This is a genomic window from Paenibacillus sp. FSL H3-0310 (assembly GCF_038002785.1).
Taxonomy (GTDB): Bacteria; Bacillota; Bacilli; order Paenibacillales; family Paenibacillaceae; genus Paenibacillus_AQ; species Paenibacillus_AQ odorifer.
In genome coordinates this window covers 1830885-1851782 of sequence record NZ_JBBODC010000001.1, presented here as the reverse complement: position 1 = coordinate 1851782, position 20898 = coordinate 1830885, and the positions used below count along the sequence as shown (strand labels likewise).

18 protein-coding genes are annotated in these 20898 nt (G+C 42.9%); 3 read left to right on the top strand and 15 right to left on the bottom strand.

Annotated elements, in window-relative coordinates; all coding sequences use genetic code 11:
• Positions 1-19: 19 nt before the first annotated feature.
• Complete coding sequence (locus MHH63_RS08300; protein ID WP_076304549.1) at positions 20-601, bottom strand: LysE family transporter; 582 nt, start codon at positions 599-601, stop codon at positions 20-22.
• Positions 602-715: 114 nt separating this feature from the next.
• On the opposite strand from MHH63_RS08300, the gene MHH63_RS08295 reads away from it, so the two are divergent.
• Entirely contained in the window at positions 716-1270 is a 555-nt protein-coding gene (locus MHH63_RS08295) for a helix-turn-helix domain-containing protein (RefSeq protein WP_339187641.1), read from the top strand.
• A gap of 77 nt (positions 1271-1347) precedes the next feature.
• On the opposite strand, the gene MHH63_RS08290 is transcribed toward MHH63_RS08295, so the two are convergent.
• The gene (locus tag MHH63_RS08290; protein ID WP_175617282.1) at positions 1348-2466 is read right to left on the bottom strand and encodes a copper amine oxidase N-terminal domain-containing protein; all 1119 of its coding nucleotides are present in this window, start codon (positions 2464-2466) and stop codon (positions 1348-1350) included.
• A 254-nt stretch (positions 2467-2720) separates the two neighbouring features.
• Between MHH63_RS08290 and MHH63_RS08285 the strand changes: the two genes are divergently transcribed.
• Positions 2721-3347 carry a glycoside hydrolase domain-containing protein gene (locus tag MHH63_RS08285; RefSeq protein ID WP_076190697.1) on the top strand — a complete coding sequence of 209 codons (627 nt, stop codon included), beginning with the start codon at positions 2721-2723 and terminating at the stop codon, positions 3345-3347.
• Positions 3348-4015: 668 nt separating this feature from the next.
• Here MHH63_RS08285 and MHH63_RS08280 read toward each other — a convergent pair.
• Complete coding sequence (locus tag MHH63_RS08280; RefSeq protein WP_341171388.1) at positions 4016-5845, bottom strand: M56 family metallopeptidase; 1830 nt, start codon at positions 5843-5845, stop codon at positions 4016-4018.
• Complete coding sequence (locus tag MHH63_RS08275) at positions 5845-6234, bottom strand: BlaI/MecI/CopY family transcriptional regulator (RefSeq protein WP_076143756.1); 390 nt, start codon at positions 6232-6234, stop codon at positions 5845-5847. The genes MHH63_RS08280 and MHH63_RS08275 overlap by 1 nt, the downstream gene beginning before the upstream one ends.
• Positions 6235-6509: 275 nt before the next feature.
• On the opposite strand from MHH63_RS08275, the gene MHH63_RS08270 reads away from it, so the two are divergent.
• Positions 6510-6899 (top strand): hypothetical protein, encoded by a 390-nt coding sequence (locus tag MHH63_RS08270; RefSeq protein ID WP_076127262.1) that lies wholly within the window; start codon positions 6510-6512, stop codon positions 6897-6899.
• A gap of 137 nt (positions 6900-7036) precedes the next feature.
• On the opposite strand, the gene MHH63_RS08265 is transcribed toward MHH63_RS08270, so the two are convergent.
• The 11 genes from MHH63_RS08265 to MHH63_RS08215 all read right to left on the bottom strand — a co-directional run bounded on the left by MHH63_RS08265 (position 7037) and on the right by MHH63_RS08215 (position 20862).
• Positions 7037-7912: an amidohydrolase family protein gene (locus MHH63_RS08265; RefSeq protein WP_076104960.1), complete on the bottom strand. Its 876-nt coding sequence runs from the start codon at positions 7910-7912 to the stop codon at positions 7037-7039.
• On the bottom strand, positions 7899-11069 hold the full coding sequence (locus MHH63_RS08260) for a GNAT family N-acetyltransferase (RefSeq protein ID WP_341171387.1): 3171 nt from the start codon (positions 11067-11069) through the stop codon (positions 7899-7901). Before MHH63_RS08260 ends, MHH63_RS08265 begins: the two co-directional genes overlap by 14 nt.
• A 252-nt stretch (positions 11070-11321) precedes the next feature.
• Positions 11322-12497, bottom strand: coding sequence for an MFS transporter (locus tag MHH63_RS08255; protein WP_076201547.1), 1176 nt, complete (start codon positions 12495-12497; stop codon positions 11322-11324).
• A 180-nt stretch (positions 12498-12677) separates the two neighbouring features.
• A complete protein-coding gene (locus MHH63_RS08250) occupies positions 12678-13697 on the bottom strand; it encodes an LCP family protein (RefSeq protein ID WP_341171386.1) in 1020 nt (339 codons plus the stop codon).
• A gap of 30 nt (positions 13698-13727) precedes the next feature.
• The gene (locus tag MHH63_RS08245) at positions 13728-14849 is read right to left on the bottom strand and encodes an FtsW/RodA/SpoVE family cell cycle protein (protein ID WP_341171385.1); all 1122 of its coding nucleotides are present in this window, start codon (positions 14847-14849) and stop codon (positions 13728-13730) included.
• 138 nt (positions 14850-14987) lie between these two features.
• Entirely contained in the window at positions 14988-15521 is a 534-nt protein-coding gene (locus tag MHH63_RS08240) for a hypothetical protein (RefSeq protein ID WP_076182931.1), read from the bottom strand.
• A gap of 90 nt (positions 15522-15611) precedes the next feature.
• Positions 15612-16997, bottom strand: coding sequence for a sensor histidine kinase (locus tag MHH63_RS08235; RefSeq protein ID WP_341171384.1), 1386 nt, complete (start codon positions 16995-16997; stop codon positions 15612-15614).
• Between the two features lie 3 nt (positions 16998-17000).
• Positions 17001-17705 (bottom strand): response regulator transcription factor, encoded by a 705-nt coding sequence (locus MHH63_RS08230; RefSeq protein ID WP_076190682.1) that lies wholly within the window; start codon positions 17703-17705, stop codon positions 17001-17003.
• Between the two features lie 138 nt (positions 17706-17843).
• The gene (locus tag MHH63_RS08225; RefSeq protein WP_076190679.1) at positions 17844-18926 is read right to left on the bottom strand and encodes a Gfo/Idh/MocA family protein; all 1083 of its coding nucleotides are present in this window, start codon (positions 18924-18926) and stop codon (positions 17844-17846) included.
• A 17-nt stretch (positions 18927-18943) separates the two neighbouring features.
• Positions 18944-19861: an AraC family transcriptional regulator gene (locus MHH63_RS08220; RefSeq protein ID WP_256720973.1), complete on the bottom strand. Its 918-nt coding sequence runs from the start codon at positions 19859-19861 to the stop codon at positions 18944-18946.
• A 2-nt stretch (positions 19862-19863) separates the two neighbouring features.
• The gene (locus tag MHH63_RS08215; protein ID WP_076278709.1) at positions 19864-20862 is read right to left on the bottom strand and encodes a Gfo/Idh/MocA family protein; all 999 of its coding nucleotides are present in this window, start codon (positions 20860-20862) and stop codon (positions 19864-19866) included.
• Between the last annotated feature and the right edge of the window lie 36 nt (positions 20863-20898).

Here is a 20898-nt window from a genome sequence, read left to right as displayed (position 1 = left end):
TGGGGCTCCATTCATTCATTCATCCTATCACTATCGAAACTCCACAATACACTAACAACAATCCCATCAGTATATTAAATTGACTTCTATATTTAGATATCATTTTTTTGAAAAGAGAACCACATAAACACCAACTAAAAGTGCCCATAAAACCGATGAATGCTAAGACTATAGAGTAACTCAATAAGCTAAAATAGGAAGAATGAGAGGTAAGAATAAATGTAGATGTAACTGTGATTCCATATAATATCCCTTTAGGATTAATAAATTGTAAAAGCATACCCGCAATAAAACTGTTGTGTTTATCGCCACTTCCATCACTTTCTTGATGTTTACTTGTAATAATTTTAAATGCTAAATAAAACATGTAGACTCCGCCTATCACAGCCATAATAGATTCAATCTTAGGGATAAAATTGATCAGAAGTATATTAAAATAGCAACATAACAATATAATCACGAAAAAACCTGTGCCCACTCCTAAACAAAATCTCATTGTTTTTCGTAAACCAAACTGGTTTGCAAAAGTCATTGCCATAATGTTATTAGGTCCCGGAGTAAAGCTAGCCACAAATGCATATAAAAACAAAGAAACAATCACTGAATTCCACCTCGTTGTATGTTATAATGTATTTATCAGACGCTATAACGTCCTTATGTGCGTTTTATTGTATATCCTGGTCGTTATAAAGTAAATAGGAATAGGAGAATTACCGTGGAAGAGATAAATCAAATCATTGCGGAGAATATAAAAAAGATTAGAAGAAGTAAAGATTTAAGCCTGGAAAAGGTGGCAGAATTAACAGGAGTAAGCAAAACAATGATTGGTCAAATCGAAAGAGGCGAATCGGCACCTACCATTACAACCATTTGGAAGATCGCCAATGGATTAAAAACTTCATTTTCTGCGCTGATAGATTATCCAAAACCTGACACAAGATTAATATTAAGAAATGAAATTCAACCATTGCTTGAAGACAACGGAAAATATCGGGTATATCCCTCTTTCCCATTTGATGAAAGCAAACGATTTGAGGGGTATACAGTGGAGTTAGACGAAGGTGGATACCTTGATGCCAATCCACATATGGAAGGAACTGAAGAATTAATCACTGTATTTGATGGTGAATTGTCTTTGCGTGTCAATGATAATGAATATCTATTAAAATCTGGTGATTCTATCACGTTTAACGCAGACAAACCCCATGTATATTATAATCCAGGACAATCATTGACCCGTTTAAGCATGATCTTATATTATTCTAGTTAGCAAAAAAACCAAGGTTCTTAAACCTTGGGATCAAATCTTACTATGATAACCTGCGGAGATAACGCTCAGCCTCCCCATTATGAACCGTCCAGCATTAACTTATAAACCTTACCGTCTTTTGCATATTCATTATTAAAAAGCAGGGCATCCCCTTCTCTTTTCAGGAATTTCAGATTGTCTCCAAAAAAAGGAAGGTCGTTTGTTTCGGCATATTTTTGCTGCTCTACGTCAAGAAGTGCTTTGTACAACAATGTTTTGGCACCTGTTTTACGATCTATCATCATGAGGAAACCTTGCTGATTGGACCGAATCAGCAGAAAATCCTCGTCCATTCCCTCCACTAAATAATTATCCGAATTACCACCTAGGGTGTTCAGATTAATCGTCTCCGTTACGTTCCCTGTTCCATCTTCAATTAATCGTAATATTTTCCCATCGGTAAGCAGGAGCTGATCGCCAGCTATTTTCACATTGTCACCATAACGAAGATGGTATCCTACACTTGCGTGGCGAATGACCATTCCATCCTTAATAATCATCGTATACCATTTATTATTGATATGTGGTTCTCCGTAAACATCTGTTACGGTCAGATAGATTAGGCCTTTCGGCGTCTTCTGAAAATCGAACTGAACAGCATCGAATAACTGCGAACCAAGGTTCGTTAGCAAGCGAGTTTGTCCTGCGGAATCTGTTAGATATAAACCCCCTGTTTTTTTATCCACTGTATAAGTAGATCCAGCAAATTGTGCGCTGGCACTAGCATAGTTCAATAGCCCAGTTGCTGTATATATCCTCTTCGTCGCATCCCAGCTGACCGTTGTTCCTCCTAATGAATTTACAAGAAAACGGGCAGGTACATAGAGTTGACCATTAATTTCAAAAGGAACACCTTCTACACTTACCAATTTACCATCAAGGACCCCCTGTTTACTTCCAATACGAACGGCTATCTTTTTTCCCCATCCAGTAAACTCCGCTCTTTGATGCGATTTATCCCATACAACCTTAAGTCCTGCCGCTTCCCAGTGACTGGCTGAAACATAAGTAATCCCATCCTTTACTAGTGCAGCGCTCGTACCTTTCCCGCCTCCATCCATAATGAAAGTGAAGTAAGCGGGCAATGCCGCATTCGCAACTGGAGCAGCAAGCAATGATGCAACAAGTATTGGAGCTAGCAACCATCTTTTATCCATATCTTAATCAACCTCCATGTTAGAAAATCATAAATTCTTCATAGGGTATAGACGCAGTTTAATTCCAAAGGTTCCTAGAAGTTAACAATAATAGTAAATTCTAAGATCAAAGTCTCTCCTTCTATTCATCCTCTCATCTGCCTCTTTTTCTCTCATTTCGTTGTTCCCCCAAGAATCTGTGAAAGTTTTCTCATAAATTGATAGGGAGGTTGGCGCCAAACCTTAAACAAAAAAATCGAAAGAAGGCAATTACAATGGCTTTAGGTTGTGATACAGCTACAAATGTAACAGCAGCAAGATTAACTACACTTAAAAATAATAAATTCACATTCGTTTGCCGATATTTAAATCGCGTGGAAGGATACCAAGATGGTCTCACCTCAGCTGAGATTACACGGATTTCAGATGGGGGATTATATATCATATCCCTTTATCAAATCAGCAAATCGCTCGATCATTTTACGAAAGCCAATGGGGTTAAAGATGCTGAAACGGCTGTAGGATTAGCAAGTGATTTGGGACAAACCAGCAGCACTCCGATTTATTTTGCGATAGACCGCGATATGACCTCTACCGAAATCACAAACAATATAGTACCTTATTTTCAAGGCATAAAATCAGTGCTAGACAGCAGTACTAAAAATTCCAAAGGTTATAAAATGGGTATCTACGGATCACGAGCAGTCTGCTCTCATATTCGAGGCACTAATTCCGCCACAACACGTTACACCTTCATCGTAGATAATGACTGGCAGGGAACCTTCGAGGATTGGAACCTGCGACAATATAATTTCAACACTGAGGTAGGAACAAGCACTGGCAAAATCAACGTAGACTATGTAGAGTCCTCCTCACATAGCGGTGGAGGCTGGAAAAAGTAATTTATTCCACTTTTATCGGTGACGAGGCGTCGTACGAAAGCAGATTATGATAGATTCAAATAAAGTCTCGTTATTATAAAAATAGTAAAAAGACAACCAGGCATGGATTATCCGATTAATGGAGAAGCTCTGCCTGGTGTTTTTGGTTTGTAGCGGTTTGTTTAAGCAGATAATCATAAATCGTAGCTATCCGATTTTAATGTCTTCTTTGGGCAACCCTCGGAGAAAAATACGCAGAATTTTCCAATTCCCAGCCGAATTACGATCGAGCATCCATTCCACACTGACAGCAACTCGCTTTCCTCACTGATAGCAGCTTGGTTTCTTCACTGACAGCAGCTTGCTTCCGCTATCCTCTCCCTGTATATTTTATCGCTGTAACTTTATGTAACCTATGAGATAACTGCACTCTATACACTTATTTCGTCTGTAAAAGGCTAACTTCTCACTTTAACTGTATTCTATACAATTAAAAATCACAGTTATCAGCTTTAGCGGCAAAAAACTAAAAAATAGCTGTACAAAATACAACTATCTTCATGAGCGAGTTTTTCGAGCGAAAATAGCTGTACAAAATACAATTAAAAGCCGCTACATATTAAATTCGTCCGCTCTCCATATAAAAAAGGGGCGAGATCTTTGTAGATCACCCCCTGCTCCACTTGCTCCTATTTAGAATCGCCTATTTGATCATATGCTGGATCATACGTCCACTTCAGGCCGTTGTCCTTACTCGACAGATAGATGGTACCTACAGTGTTGCCCTCTTTGCTGAGCAGAATAGGATACAATCCTTCTTTTCCAATAAAAATAGGTGAAAGCGGCGTTTTTTGATATTCATTAAAGGTTTCCGGAAGGGATACCACGAGCTTTTCCCATGACTGTCCCTTATCTTTGGTCCAATAAATAACAGGCCCATTATCTTCATAATATCTGAACCCTAAGAATCCGATATCCTTGTTAGAAAACCCTGCCCCGGCTAAACTTTCCGCGTATAAATCGTTAGGATTTCCAAGCTCCGTCCATGTCTTCCCGCCGTCAGAGGTCTGGTATACATAATTTAATGAGCGTCCCACACCTGCAGAACCTCCGGAGACGATCCATCCATTTTGTTTGTCAGTAAACCCGATGAACTTGGCGTCATAACCCTTGGCACCTGCAATGTTGTAGTTATTCCACGATTTCCCCATGTCATCACTGATTAATACATGTAGAGGGGATTCTTTACCATCCGCAAATCCATATACAATTGCAGTTTTGTCCTCGGAGATATAAAATCCGGTATCCGCTCTCCCCATCCCCATTTCTGTTCCAGTCGTATCAAGTTTTAAAGGCGTTTGCGCTTGAATCTCCCCTTTCCGATAGGAGACAGAGACATTACCATCCTCGTCCATGGAATACGCATTCCCAGCGTCATGCACAACCACTTGTTCGCCACTAGAGCTGTAGGAATAAATAGTACCTGGTTTGAGCGCCGCCGTATCTGTAGATTGGCCGGTTAGGTTGGTACAGGCTGCTAGCACTGCTGTTACACTAACCACCATTAAGACCGCAAGAAATGCGCCTACTCCATTTCGTTTTTCTTTCATATTTAAAATACTGCCAAATCGCTGCTTCATCGAGTGTTTTCCTCCTGCAAAATTCGTTGATAAAGCTACATGCCGAGTAGCATTACTTTGCATAACCGATAAAATGGCTTCGCAGTATTTCTTTCGATATGCCGCATTTTGCTTACGTACAACGGTGTCATCACAATAAATTTCAATTTCGCGGACAGCTTCGCGTGCCATGAACCAGACCAATGGATTAAACCAATGCAGTGCCTGCACAATCAGTAGCAGTAGCTTATATATGATGTCATGCCTTTTGTAATGGACCAGCTCATGTTTTAAGATAAACTCCAGCTCTTCGTCACTATATTGATCATGCGGCAAGAATAGTGTTGGCTTGTAAAAACCCATTAGCATCGGATTCGGAACTTTACTGCTTATCAGAACCGGAATGGCGGTTGTTACATGCATTTCTTTAGCGACTTGTTTGAGCTTGGAGAACATATCCTCTCTCTGAAGAGGGCTGCTCCAACGTAACACCTGTTTCCTGAAAAAGAAATAACTCAGCAAATGATACCCTAAAAAAAGCACAGCGCCAGTAACCCAGATGTAAGCTAAAATATTAATTCTAGAAGGGATATGGCTTACATCCCCTGTCTGGACCGGCTGAGAGATTACTGGCGTATCCGCCTGCAAATTCTGGGACACTGAGCTTTGAAAGACAGTTGCTATGGCCTGACCTTCGGGTAGCTGAATCGCCACAGGAGGATTGGTAAAGGAAAAGTTGAATGGCAACAATAATCGCAAGGTTAGGATCAACCATATCCAATAGCTCAACTTAGCCGAATAATGTTTTCTTAACAAGGGAGTTAATGTGATTAAGCCGATAATAACTAAACTAAGGGTCACAGAAATAACCAGAAAATCTGTAAAAAGACCTGTTATCATCAGGATTCCTCCTTATCTACTCTATCGAGCAGTTCCCGCAACTCAGCAAGATCGCTTTTATCAATCGCCTTCCCGTTGTATAAGGACATCACCATATCCTGCACAGAGTTGCCAAACAGCTTTTCAAGCGTAGACTTCCCTTCGCTCTCTTTATAATCTGTCTCAGAAATTGCAGCGAGATAACGGTTGCTCCGCCCTTCTTTTTCGCAAGATAGAAAGCCCTTTTCAACCAGCCGTGACAGCACTGTCATCAAAGTAGCAAGCGCCCACTTACGTTTATCCCCCAGTTGATTCAAAATATAAGAGGAGCTAACCCAACTCTCGGCTCTCCAAATCACCAGCATAATTTCCAGTTCAGCATCTGGCAAGCGTTTGATTTTGTTATTCATCCATATTTCTCCTTGTTATACATTTGTGTAATACATTCATTATACAAACGTGTAATTAAAAATCAAGCACATTATTTCTAAAATATGTATACATTCTTAGACGTTTATTATTTTAATAAAGGTTTCACAAGTCCAGTAGCAAATAATAAATAGAACCCTAGGAATTTTTATAAGATTCCAACAATGAGATAACCAACGCACACTCAGCTGAAATTTATAACTATTTTGGAAACTAAGTGATTGGTCTGCATTATTCTTAAGTAAGGAGGTAGGTTATGAAAAAATTTAGTATTCTATCATTTTCACTGATAATTTTACTAATTTTATTATTTGTATTAGTCAGACCCACGCAAAAGATCGTAAGTGTCAATCTTGCATCCGAAACAACAGAAATTACTTATACTGACCGTGAAAGCCTTCAAATCTTCGAAGATGCTATAAGAACTGTAAAAAAAGTACGCGGGTCTGTTGATGTGGGTGAACCGACTTATCGAATGACTGTTACTTACGCTAATTCAAAGGTGGCCGGATTCAGCCTTTATATGGATTTTAAAACGAAAGATGGTTTCCTGATTAAAGCTAGCAATAGCGAAAAGATGCTGGATTTAAGAAATAAGAATTCGGTTGAGCTAGCTGATCTGTTAAGTAAAGAAAAGGAAGATTAAAATTTGGAAACTCAATCTAAAAATAGGCATGGTCATCATACAAATGTAAAAACAAGCCATCCTTTAGTACTAACTAAGGATGGCTTGTTCGTAATTATATTATTTTCCTGCGTTTCAGATATACTGTCCCGCTCCGCTCAGAGCGCTGCAATTCTCTGCTGGATGCGTGGGAATAATGCAAAGGCATTCTCATAAAATACTTTCTCGTGGTGCTGCTCAGGCACAAGCCGGCGGACGAACTCCGCATACAGGTCAATAGGCGCGAGTGGCCAATCGGTACCGAACAACATTTTTTCATAGTGATCAGAGTACACCAACGCCCGGCGAAAATGATCCATAAACAGGGGTTCATTCATGAACCGCTCAAAATGAGGCCGGTCACCAACAACGAGACCGGACAAATCGGCATAGACGTTTGGATTCTTGGCGACCACTTCGGCAGCATCCATCACCCATGGATCGCCTAGATGGCAGATCATAAAGTTCACGTCGCGCCGTTGGAACGCCAGTTCGTCCACGGTAAGCGGATGCGCATACTTAAGCAATCCATTCATCGAATACGTATCACCGGTATGAATAACCACAGGTGTGCCGTACTTGGCGGCCAGCTCATAGATCGGCGAGTAGATTTTGTCATAAACGTAATGATGATAGTACCCGGCATAGAGCTTAATACCAGCTACCTCAGGAGCTTGCAGCCGTGCCTCAATTCGGTCCAGCTCATCCAAAGCATCCTTTCCTCCGAGCATATTCGGATTAATGCCCACGCATTCCATTAAGAATGGCGGCACACTGGCTTCCAAGTCGAGTCCCATCGGATTGGGAGAGGCAGAGTCAGGGAAGGCTCCCTTCGTCTGCTCCGTGACCCCCATACCAATGCCGAGAACAACGTCGTTCTTGTCAAACTCCGCTTTGAGCCCAGCAGCTGTGTAATCAACTTTGGAGAGGTCCAGTGCTGTCTGATGAAAGCTATCGATGTCCGACAGATGAATGTGAATATCAATGATTGGCATTTATAGTCTCCTTTTTGTCAGAAGCACTAGCAAAGGTCACCTTCATAAGATTACGAACTGCCTCTGGATCCAGAGCGAGCTCTCCCATGATCATGAAGGTCGGCTGTGTCCAAGCGGTTTCTCCGTTCAGAAGTAGTAGATGGTGATTCACACCATATGTGAATACCTTATTGTTCACGTAAGACATAGCTCTCTGATTAGGATAACTATGCACCACATGCAGCATGTCTTTACGCGAAGTTGCACCGATTCGGATAAGCCCCTTGGATTCCAGATGGGCTTCGACCTTCCCGATAGGGAAGTTGCCTTCCTCTGGGAGCTCCATCCAGCCTTCCGAATAGATTGGTGAAGGCTTAAAGTAACTATCCTCGGATAGCGAATAATGCGGTAGCGTCATTCCACTTTCATTGGTTACTGAAATCAACACACAGAGCACAGGGACTCCGGGCAGCATAAGGTAATGCTGATTGATCGTGATCCCCCGGTTTGCTTCCTGCTTCTCCATCGAAGTGGTCAGTCTCAATCCCTTCCAGACGTTGCCGTGATCATCCATCTGCTCCGTCCAAGCTGCGCTTCTTGGCTCCTGCAACCGGCTAAATCCGCCTATGCCAGAAATACCCACACCGAGTCCACCATGCCAAGGATTCCACCAGGAACGTGGTTCAGCTTTGGGAAAGGTGCTGTCCAGCCACTCTTCTCCTTGGTGCTTCAAGGAATGCACAACGCTGCCGAAATCAGGAGCAGCTGCAATAGATAGAACTCCGTTGCTCACTGTGTAAATGGGACCCGCAGGTCCTTCTTCTATCCCACAAACAACGCTTGTTTCCGTTTGTGGAAACCAGAGGCCTGTTCGCTCTTGAATGCGATCCTCACCACGATAGACGACCCGGACCTTACGGCCAGATTCGTTGTGTTCTGGTGATTCTGTATCCTCAGTAGAGAGTTCAAAACCAGCGGAGTGCAAATTTCGTCCTCTTTGCAACTCCATCTCAGCGACACTTCGCTCCTCTTCTCCATCAGCCTGTACATACAATTCAAGGCTTCCATCAAGCGGTGTCATCTTTCGTTCGATTAGCTCGGCATGAAGTGCCCCTGCCGCAAAAGGATTTCCACCGCCGAGCGTTAGCTCAAGATGGTCATCCAACACCGGTATGACCGAATTCTGCTGTTTTAGGGCAAAGGCGCGGAATTCCGACCACTTAAGGAAGGTGTTAAGAGCAAACACCATAGTTTTTGTCCGTACGACATCTCCAGCGGAGATTCGGCCAAGATTATGCTCCAGCCCAAGCGGGTATTCCGGACGAAGCAATTTTAGCGAAGGATCCCAGCAGATTCCGCATGTGACGTTCTCTTCCTTGCAGAACAACCAGTTCTCCGTAATTTGTGCACTGTCCCAAAGACTTGGATCGCCTGAGTAAGCGTCGCCCATGTCCACGTATTGGCCCTGATATGGTAAGATGAGCTGTTTACCGAAAAAGCCGAAATTCGTCAACAGATACATGTCTTCTTCCAGGATATCACTATTGGTATTGCAGACCTCGCTATAAAACTCAGCGATTCCGTTGGCAAATAGCTTAGCCACTCTTTTTATCTCAAGACCCGGAAATTCTTCCGACTCGTAAAGAGCTTCGAGAACCTGACTCTCCCCTTCAGAATAGATCTTTACCTCTTTGGCCTGTTTCTTAGAGAATTCTTCTGCGAATGGCTTGCCTAACTTCGGATGGGTCAACCAGAAATTATGGCTCGAGCCGGGATATTCAATCCACATTCCATTGTCGGTATTATTAAGATGAATAGAGTAGGCGCCATTCACCGCCACCCACTGATCCCCGTTTTCCCCACCAAAGCGGCCATGCGTTCCCTTCATTAGAACGGATAGCTTGCTGATAAAGGTGACTGCCTTCTCTCCAACCGGAACGGCCGTTACCTCAATAGCCTGTGAATAAAGACCGTATGAATTTAGGGTAAAGGGTACTTGAATAGAAGCCTTACTCTTAGCTGGAACAGTAAAGCTTACTGTACGATCCGCCCACATCAGGAATTCGTCTTCGGGCAAATCAAAAGAAAATTCTGCTTCTGCAGCAAAATTATTCTCCACATTAAGGTACAGTTCCGAAGGAAGACCCAGATACAGTTCCCGGTGTGGCAGCGCTATCTTCATTTTGAGTGGAAATTTAGGAGCAACGCCAATGCGGAATTCCGCACGCTTGCCACCGATGATCCACTTGCTCATAACAACGGGGTGTGTCTTCTTATCGTTCTGCTCTTCCCGAACTGAATCAAGCTCAAAATCACCTTCCACGATAACCGTTTCACCTGGAGCGAGTATTCGCGCAGCAGATAGAGCAAAACGGATATTTTTATCGTTCTGGCCTTCGATCTCAATGGCCAGCTCAGACGTCGAACGATTCTTGATGCGATAGCGGATCTTGTAGGTCGAACCAAACACTAGATCATGATCATCTATCTCTGTAGAGATTTCATAGTCTGGTGTATCAAGAGCGGTCAGACCGCGGCCAGTCTTCTCGAATTCCGCCCTCAAGGAGAGTTCTCCCTTTTGCCAAGTGTAATCAAAGAAATCAAAGCCACGCTCCTGGCGGCCATCTGGCTGAATGGGAAGTTCACGGGTACTGTCTGCATACCAATCCAGTTCTTCAAAATAAGGAGCAAGTGCTTCCGTTTGCAGTACTGTTGGAATGAAGTTCATCAGATGGACGTAATCTTCATTTTTCTCCCAAAAAAATCCGCATTTCTTATACATTGGTACGGCTTTCGTATTACCTGCCCAGGTGAACAGATCAAGACGTGGCCAGCCCGCTTCTATTGTTTGGCGAACAGCGTTCAGAATCAGATTGCGGCCAACCTTGTATCCGTGATAATCGGGACGTACATTCAATAGCGGGACATACAAAGCCCCTTCATCTTGACGGTAGTGGGCGAAGCTGCAGAAGCCGACTACCTCTTTGCCATCAACGGCAAGAAAGGCATTAAGATTGGACGAGATCTCCATCTCACGGCGCACACTGTCCTCAGTTCTTTGATTGGTGCCTCCGCCCCAGCTTTCGTTGCTGCGGTTCCACATTTCTGCGACCGCCCCAGCATAAGAAGAATCGTATTCGATAATGCGGATTTGTTCCGCTGTAGTTTTTACAGTCATGTCTTCATCTCCTTATTCCTCAAAAAAATATGAGTATGTATTCGTATACAGTTATTCTGGATAACCTCTCTACAACATATTGAAATAACTCCTACGAGTTCTTATTATACTATTAACTGGAAGCTCAATACGAGGTAAAAAACTCTTTCTCCTTATTTTCTACATAAACTCACTGCCAGCAGAAAGCTACAAAAAAAGCTGTCGAGTCACCCTCGACAGCCTGAAGCTGCTATTAGGAGCAGCCTTTCTTCTTTAACAACTCTCCACACGATCCGCCGCTCTTTTCTTCATATTAGCGAGACCTACAATACATATCAACAGTACGCAGATAGAATAAGGAAGCGCCATATTAACGGTGTATAAGGCCGTACCTATAACTGGCCCTATGAATGACCCGCCACCTTGCAGGGCCGCAATAAAGGAAGCAACGCTTCTTTGCTCATGGTCTTGAACCGCCATTGAAGCACCCGCACTGTAGCCGAGCAGTGTAAAGCCGATGCCAATACCCAAGAATGTAAAGTCTACATACGCAAATCTGATGAACAATAACAATCCCAGCAAGCCTAAGGCAACAAATAAGAGTCCTACGAGCAGCACTTTTTTAGGATGCCATTTGAGATACTTACTGATTACAATTTGCGAGAGCACTACCATTATTCCCGAGATCGCCAGCCCCATTCCAATTAACTGAGTGGCTTGCTGAGTACTGTAACCCAAGCTATCCTGCACAAAAAATCCGATAGTAACCTGCACGATATTCAGAGCAAACGAAAGCAAAAGTCCAATCCACAAATAGAGGCGTATACGTCGATCATTGGGGGAAAGTGAAATCGCCTGCCGCTCAATCTCAATATTCTTTTCTTTAGGAATAAACACCAGAAACAATATAGCCAAGGTGAACAATAAAATAGCTGCCGCGTACATTGGTGAGGTCAGGCCCAGTGAAGCCATTCCTCCACTCATTGCGGGTCCTACTACGAAACCAAGACCGTTGGCCGCACCAAATAATGCCATTCCTTGTGTACGGGTTTCTTTTGTACTCCAGCCCATAACATAAGCTTGTGCTAATGCCGGAATTCCTCCAAAGAAAAAGCCAGCGATTGCGCGAAGTAAAAAGAAACTCCAAAACAGACTCTCTTTACTCTGTGCATTTACTGCATAATCAGCCAATAGTGCAAAAATGATGAGTGTGGCCATATAGACGAACATAATCGAAGCAAGCAGCCACTTTCGGCTCATAAACGTTTGTTTTTCCCAGAAATATCCTCCGAGCAGCCAACATAACCCCGCCACCGATACTAAACATCCTGATTGAAAATCACTCAGCCCCAAATTTCGCGCAAGCGGACCAATAATCGGATTAAAAGCAGCTATTGAGATCATTCCTGTAAGTACGATTAGAAACATAATACCCCGTCTGTATTTCATAAAATTCCCTTCTCCTCTCAAGTAAACCAGAAACAATATACGATTCATCATTATCGCTGTGTTTATGGTACTATGCATGGAAGTCAGGCCTCTACCTCTTGGCGGATTACTTTACTGGTTAGCGGGATTTATAGTAGAACTAACAAAAAAAACCTGCTCTTAAGAGCAGGGTTATAGATGTTAATCCACCGTTCCAACATTCTCCAAGTGTAATGAGCTTTCGGAGCTGACGCCTGCTTCCGTACTCAGAGTAGTAAGTGCTTGTTTTAGATCCTCTTTATTCACATAGACATACGGACTCTTCCAAAGAGATTCCACATGTAAGGAATTAATATGCTCTGGTTTAAGTTTAGGGAAGTTGAATAACCACTGCTGCAGATCTGCTTGAGGAATATCCGTCTTCACATTTTCACCAATGATATCCAATACATTTCCCCATTGGGACACACCTTGGAAGTTTCCTAGCTTATCCAGAATCTGCTTGATTACTTGCTGCTGCCGATCATTACGCTGGAAATCGGAGGATTCAGCCGTTCCTTGATTCGATTTACGGTACCGCACAAAATCAAGAACTTGTTGGCCATCCAGCTTCTGCAAGCCTTTCTTTAAATCGATGTGTGTACCATCTGCCGTATCGGTATATTTCATATCCATATCTACATCTATAGTCAGTCCGCCAAGCAAATTCACGGTCTCCTGCAACACATCAAAATTCACCACAACCATGTGATCAATCGGCAGACCGAGCAAATTGCTGAAAAACTCTTTTGTATTCGGAATAGCCTCTGTTTTGTCTTTTATGTAATGATAAGCATAATAATAATTGGCTTTACGGGAAGGTAACGATTTAGGTTTTAGCAACAAATCCCTGGGTAAAGATAAGAAACTCGTTGATTTCGTGTCCGGATTGAAGCTGACAAGCATCAGAACATCAGTATTCATTACCCCACCGCCACCGTCCCGGCTATCTACCCCGGCAAGCAGAAAAATCATAGGTTCAACCGATACCGTCTCCTTTTTTTCCTCTGGAGCAGCAGTGGGTTGGATGGTGACTGGAGCTGCCATACGCTGTATCGCATCATCCGTCTTTTTGTATAAATACCCTGCATATACTCCAATCCCTATAATAGTTGCGCCTAAGACAAGACCAATGCTCGTCAGAATTTTACGGGTTGTTGTCCACTTGCGTTTGTTAGACATAATTTCCTCCACTCAGTTCCAATAGCTTATTCAATCAGCGCTTTCATCCTTATGAACTTTAACACTTAGCACTATGCCAATCGCAATCATATTAGTTAGCAATGAGCTGCCTCCATAACTAATAAAAGGCAATGAAATCCCCGTCAGAGGCAGCAAGCCAATATGCATCCCAAGATTAACGGAAACTTGAAAGATGAACATAGCGATAAACCCGGTGACAATATAGGTACCCGCACGGTCCCTACTATCCAGCGCAATAAAGATCATTCGGTACACGAGCAGCAAATAAAGCATCAGCAGCACGGATGAACCTATAAAACCGTATTTCCCCCCGATGACTACATAGATCGAATCGGAATACGCATATGGAATATATCCTTTTCGCAAAAAAATACCTTCACTGCCCGATAATCCTCCGGAGCCAATGGCTATCATTGCGTTTTTTACATGCCAAGACTTATCTGGATCGCTCTGCGGGTCCAAAAAAGCTTGGATTCGTGACAGTTGATGGGGCTCGACAATCTTGGATAACAGGTCGAAGTTAGCATAATACAGCCATAGTATCGTGCCGATCGAAATAATCACAACACCAAGGATCAGAATCATATATAGAGCACGGATGTTACCAATCCACAGCATACTAAGTAATATGCCAGCAAATACGAGTGCTGTACCCAAATCGGGCTGATCCATTATTAAAATGAAAGGATTTAAAAAAACGAAACAGACCGGCACTAAATCTTGAAAAAACCGCAGCCGCTGGCCCTCTCGTGTACCTAATAGATGAGCAATGAGCAGCACCGTACATATTTTAGCCAGCTCGGAAGGCTGAAGCTGAAAGCTCCCAATACTTAACCAACGCACGGCACCATTGAGGTTTTCTCCAACCAGCTTGACTAGTACTAGTAAACCTATGCCCACGCCATAAAAGAGATACGCTAACCTGCCTAATAGAATCTTATAATCTACCAAAGCAATGAATAACATGGGTAGGCAAAATAAAGCAAATAAATACAAATAACTTATGTAAAGACCGTCTAACCGCGTATCCGTAGTCGCTTCATAAATAGCAACAGTACCCATGCCAACTAAGCAGGTGGTGAGAAAAAGTACGGATCTGTCCAGCTTTGCAATTTTGGTAGAGATAAGCATTTACAACCTCTATTTAATTTCTGTAGTTTTCTTGTTGTGTACAGGATATATACATGAAAATGGGCATTATAAATAATCCGCTGAGCACTTTTACTTCTTTTTTCTCAATGAAGCGCTGCGGATGATTAGGTTAAATGATTACCTCAGATCATATTTGCCCTGATACGCCTTCTTCGATAACAGCTTAAGTTTATCTTCACTTAGCGTATAAATATCCATACCATTACCTGCCTCACCCAATGACCAGCCCAGTGCAAGCTCGTTATGGCCATCTTCATCAACATCAAAGAATCCGGCATAATCTAGACCATACCCAAACCCCTCAACCTCGGAAATCTTCTGCCAAGCTTCATTTTCCTGCCTCAACAACATTGCTTTTATAGTGTATCCTTTGTTTTTACTGTACTCATACACAACTACAGCTTCGTCGATTCCGTCTCCATCCATATCGCCAAAGGAGATGGCATTATCTTCTTGTCCCTTCATCGGAGTTATCAATTGAGCTTTGTCTGGAAGCCACTTAATAAATTCCTGGCTCGTTTTGTCTCGCTGCAGATTTGCTTCTGATGATGGAGGTTTAATCAGCTCTCCGGGTGTCGCCGGGACTCCGCATCCTCCGAGCAAAAATAAAGTTGTCAACAGGGTACCTATTTTTATGAATTTGCTCGGCATTTGGATCATCGACTCCTCGCTTGTCCGCATATATAGTATTTTATCTGTGAAAGAGATGAAAGTGGTTATGAAATAGTTAAATTTGAATTCTTATTCTATCGGTAAGTCAAATTGGACAATCGTTCCTTTGCCTAAAGTGCTGCTTATTCGCAGCTCTCCATGATGCAATTTAATGATCTGTTCCGAGATGGATAATCCCAAGCCGCTGCCCGAAGCCTGTTGATCCCCTTTGTAGAATTTTTGCCGCACATTCTCTAAATCCGTCTCAGCGATGCCTGAGCCTGTATCCTTTACAGAAATCACGACTTTCCCTGGAACCGTATGAGCGGTGATAAAGATTCGACCTGATGAACCAGTAAATTTGAGTGAATTATCAATGAGATTAATCATGACTTGCTTCACACGATTCTCGTCAGCTTGAATCACTGGCAGATGTTCTTCTATTTTTACATCTAGTGAGATGCCTTGTCGGGTCGCTCTAGGGGTAAGTTGTCTGCCGATATGCTGCAGTAGTTCTGTTAGATCCACAGATGTGAAGTGAACGGCGATTCTTCCGTTATCCAACTTGGAGAAATCCAATAATTCATCCACCATATGAGTTAACCTGTCACTTTCGGATTCAATAATATCAAGCCCATCATAAAACAGAGGTTGATTACTCACCTCACTTGCCTTTAAGGTAATTGCCCAACCTTTGATCGAGGTCAAGGGTGTTCGCAGTTCATGGGATACGGAAGCGATAAAATCATTCTTAAGCTGTTCACTCTTGGAGATTCGACATGCCATCATATTTAACGTATCCGCCAATGAACCCAGCTCATCTTGATAGCGCTTATGCACTCTGATGCTGAAATCACCTTCGGTCATCTGGTCTGCTGCCTGCTTCAAATCTTTAATGGATCTGGTTATGGTCCAAGACAGTAATAATCCAAGTAAGGTGACAATGCCAATGACGATGATCCCCACCCCGATCAGTAAAACCGCAATCTGTTTAACTGTATGTATAGTTTCCGTTAAGGACGTGATAAATCTGACTCCCCCCACGATGTTTCCATTCGCTTGTAAAGGATAGGATACCGCGTAAATCGCTTCCGCTGTGTTAGGGTCCGCACCTTTCCAACTGCCGGGCTGCCCTTTTATTGCTGCTTGCACATCTATGTTCTCAGTCATAGTAAGATCGCCTTGAAGTCCATTTGAATCCTGCAACAGCCGGCCTTCAACATTAATAATCTGTACCTGTGCATCGGAATGACTCGCAAAACCCTTCAGTAACCTATCCGATTGTTCCTCCAGATCCTGGTCCCCAAAGTATTGCTGAAAAAAAGAAGCCGATAGCTCTGCTTGATTCATCAGGGTTTCCTCAATGTTATGAAAATAATAATATCGTACAGATACATTAAGAATGATTTCAAGAATGAGCACAGTAAGACAGATGACTACAAAATAGCTTCCTACTAATCTTTTCTGAATCCCCATTCTTCAACCATCCTTTCTAAAGCGGTATCCGAGCCCCCATACCGTCTCAATCCAAAGCGGATTAGAAGGATCAACCTCAATTTTCTCTCTTAACTTACGCACATGAACATCTACCGTCTTAGGATCTCCAATATAATCCTCTCCCCAGACAAGATTCATTAATTCATTCCTAGAGAGTGCTGTATCCGGATGCTCCAGAAAGGTCTTCATCATCTGAAATTCCTTCGGAGTTAATTCAATGCTGTCATCCTGCTTAAACATCTTGTTTGCATTCAGATCCAGCCGAATCGGTCCAGCTTGAAGTATCGTTTTTTGCGGCTTGAGAGCTGATTCTGTACGGCGCAAAATCGCTTTAATACGTGCTACCAATTCTAATGGATTAAAAGGTTTAACAATGTAATCGTCAGCACCCATTTCAAGGCCATTGATTTTGTCCAAATCCTGTCCACGTGCGGTTAAGAAAATGATGATGACCCCAGCGTCTTTCTCTCTTAGCTTTCGGCATATTTCGAACCCATTAGAATCAGGCAACATGATATCCAGAACCAGAACATCTGGACGGCTCACCTCAAAGCTCTGCAAGGCTTCTTCTCCACAAGCAGCTTCACTAACCACAAACCCGTTATTCGTTAAATTTATAGATATAAAACGTCTAATATTATCGTCATCTTCCACAATAAGCACATGATTGCGATCAATAGTATCCACGATTTCCACCCCTATTACCCAGAGTCTAAACAAGTAAAAAAACAAAAAAACTCTCCCGGTAAAGAGAGAGTCTTGTCTCAGATCCCTATAATTAAATCACAAGTGGATATTACTCTAAATCGCTATAGTTGTCAAAATCTAATCCAGATACACAGCCTTGCCGGTCTGCGCCGATTCATAAATAGCTTCCAATATTTGCGAAACAACAAAAGCCTGTTCAGGAGTTACAACCGGGTCCTTATCCTGTTCAATCGCTTCAATCCACTTTCTTAATTCTATATCCGGAGCACTTTCAGCTTTTCCTTCATAATAGGCAACGCCGCCTGCCCCAAGCTCAATTTTATTAGTGTACAGCTTGCTGAATTTCTCTCCGTTAATTCTAAGTCCGTCCTTCATATCTGCGCCTGCTTCCGTCCCACTTAAGCTGCATTTCGCTTCATGTACGTCTAGTGAATTCAGAGCCCAGCTCGCTTCCAGCATGATTGTTGCGCCATTCTCCATTACGACCATTCCAAAGGCTGAGTCCTCCACGGTGAACTTTTTAGGGTCCCACGGTCCCCATGCGTTGGCGGCTTCTTCTTTTTGTGAAAGTTCATGATATTTAGTGCCAAGCACGACTTTAGGTTTATAGTTATCCATCATCCAAAGGGTTAGGTCCAGCGCATGAGTTCCGATATCGATAAGCGGACCGCCGCCTTGTTTCTCTTCATCAAGAAATACTCCCCAGGTCGGTACGGCTCTCCGTCTGATGGCATGTGCTTTTGCAAAATAGATATGACCAAGCTCTCCGGACTCACAGGCTTTTTTCAAATATAAGCTGTCTTCTCTATATCGGTTGTCATATCCAATGGTCAGCTTCTTGCCTGTACGTTTCGCTGCTTCAACCATTCGTTTGGCATCTGCCGCTGTCTTAGCCATTGGTTTTTCGCACATCACATGTTTTCCGGCTTCTAGTGCAGCGATTGATATTTCCGCATGGACATCATTAGGCGTAAGCACATGAATAATATCGATGGATTGATCTTTTAATAGTTCAGTGTAATCCGTATAGACAGTAGCTTTATTATTTCCGTATTTCTCCGCTGCTTCTTCAGCACGTTCTTTAATAATGTCACAAAAAGCCACGATCTCAACCTTACTTTGTCTGCTCAAGCTTGGAAGATGTTTGCCATTCGCAATACCACCACATCCAATAATCCCTACACGAAAAACCTTACTCATATCCTTCACCCTCACCTCTAATGGATTTGTTTGCTGTTTCGATAAGTTGCCGGTGTCATGCCTAACCGCTTGCGGAAGACAATATGCAAATAGGTAGCATTGGTAAACCCTTCCGACTGTGCGATTTGTTCTATCGGATAATTGCTTTCTTCAAGCTTGCGGCAGACCGCTTGCAATCGGATGTCCTCAAGCGCCCTACTGAATGATTGTTCTGCATTTACTTGCTTAAACACCCGCTGCAGCTGCCTTGAACTAATATTCAGCTTTTCCGCAACATTTTCTAAGGTAACCGTTCCTGAATAATTCGCTTCCATATATTGCATTGCGTATTGATACCGGTAAGTCAGCATATCTCTAACCGGCGCCTCCGTGCGGATCCCCCCTGAATCATACGCTCTAACGGCCTTTAATAAAATACTAATCACGAGATGCTTAATTGAAGTATAATATCCGGTCAACTTCCCATCGCATGCTTCGTACGCTTCTCGAAAACACTTCATAGCCCCGTGATAATCTTGTGCTGGGACCAAGGGTAAACACTTCAGCTTCTCCACACAGGTCTCAGCTTCCGCAACCTCCCAAAGATCAGCATCATCCCGGATCCTCTTCTTGATGTCAACATGCAGGCATAGCTCTTCCATGGATTCATCTACGGCTGCCTCTTGACGATGCATGACACCTGGTCCGGTTAGATAGAACATTCCCTCTGACAGAGGATACTTTTGATCCCCAAGAATGACTTCTCCCTTCCCGCGCGGAATGAAATGAAACTCAAATTCAGAATGATTATGGAACTCGACTACTCTGCCCGGTGGAAAAGATGTCAAATGAAATCTAAACACTGTAATCTCGTAATGTCCCCATAGAATCGTGATATCCAATCTTTCAAGCATGTCCTGCTTCTCAAACATCATCTCATAGGGAAAGCTGCTCAACGTTAAGTCCTCCCAATCGGAATTACACAGCCTTCTTTAGCCGAGCGGTTCGCCGCCTCCATTAATCTGGTAAGCTCAACTGCCATTTCAACATTGTGAGTGGCGAGTGTATTATTTTGAATATGATCAACCCATTGATGGAAGGCGCTTTCACGATTGCTTTGCAGGGCTACTTCTTTCCAGCCTTCTTCTTTATCCGTGGATTTGTTCGTTCTAAGAAGAAGCTTATTCTCTGGTGTTCCGTAAAGCAGCGTTCCTTCAGTTCCATGCACCTCGATAGTAAACGGCGAATGACTATTCACGAAACCAGCCTCCACCACACCAATTGCTCCTGAATCCGTAAATAATGTCACTACAGCATTATCTTCCACTTCTTTACCGGTTACATACCCAAAATTAGCACTAACCCCAGTCACATCTTGATCTAAGAAAAGCTTCGCCAAATACATGGGATGACAGCCCAGATCAATCAAAGCTCCGCCTCCACATTGCTCCAAGCTAAAGAAATGATCGGGAAGCCAGCTTTCCGTTGCTCCGTTATGGGATAAGCGAACTCTAACGTAAGTAATCTTGCCGAGCAGTTCCTGACTTAGAATCTCTTGAATAGTTAATGTATAGCCGTCATTTAAACGAGGCAAGGAGACCGTTAGCTTCACTTTGTTCTCGTTAACTTCTGCGATAATTGCGTTAACTTCTTTTAACGTTGGGGCAATAACTTTTTCTGTGAAAATATGTTTACCCGCTTTGGCCGCAGCCATGATTACGTCTCTATGCATATTCGTTGGTGCATCCACGATAACGGCATCTATATCCTCTTGCGCAAGCAGATCATCCAGTGATTCAAAAAAAGGAATATTCAAGCTTTCCGCAGCTTTGTTCCCACGCTCTACGTTTTCGTCCCAAACTGCAGCTAATACGGTATCTTCATGCTCCTGAGCTTGCTTGGTATAATCCCATGCATGCACATGCCAATAGCTGAGCTTACCAATTCTAATGGTCATTTACTTGTGCCTCCCGTATATATGTTATTCTGACAT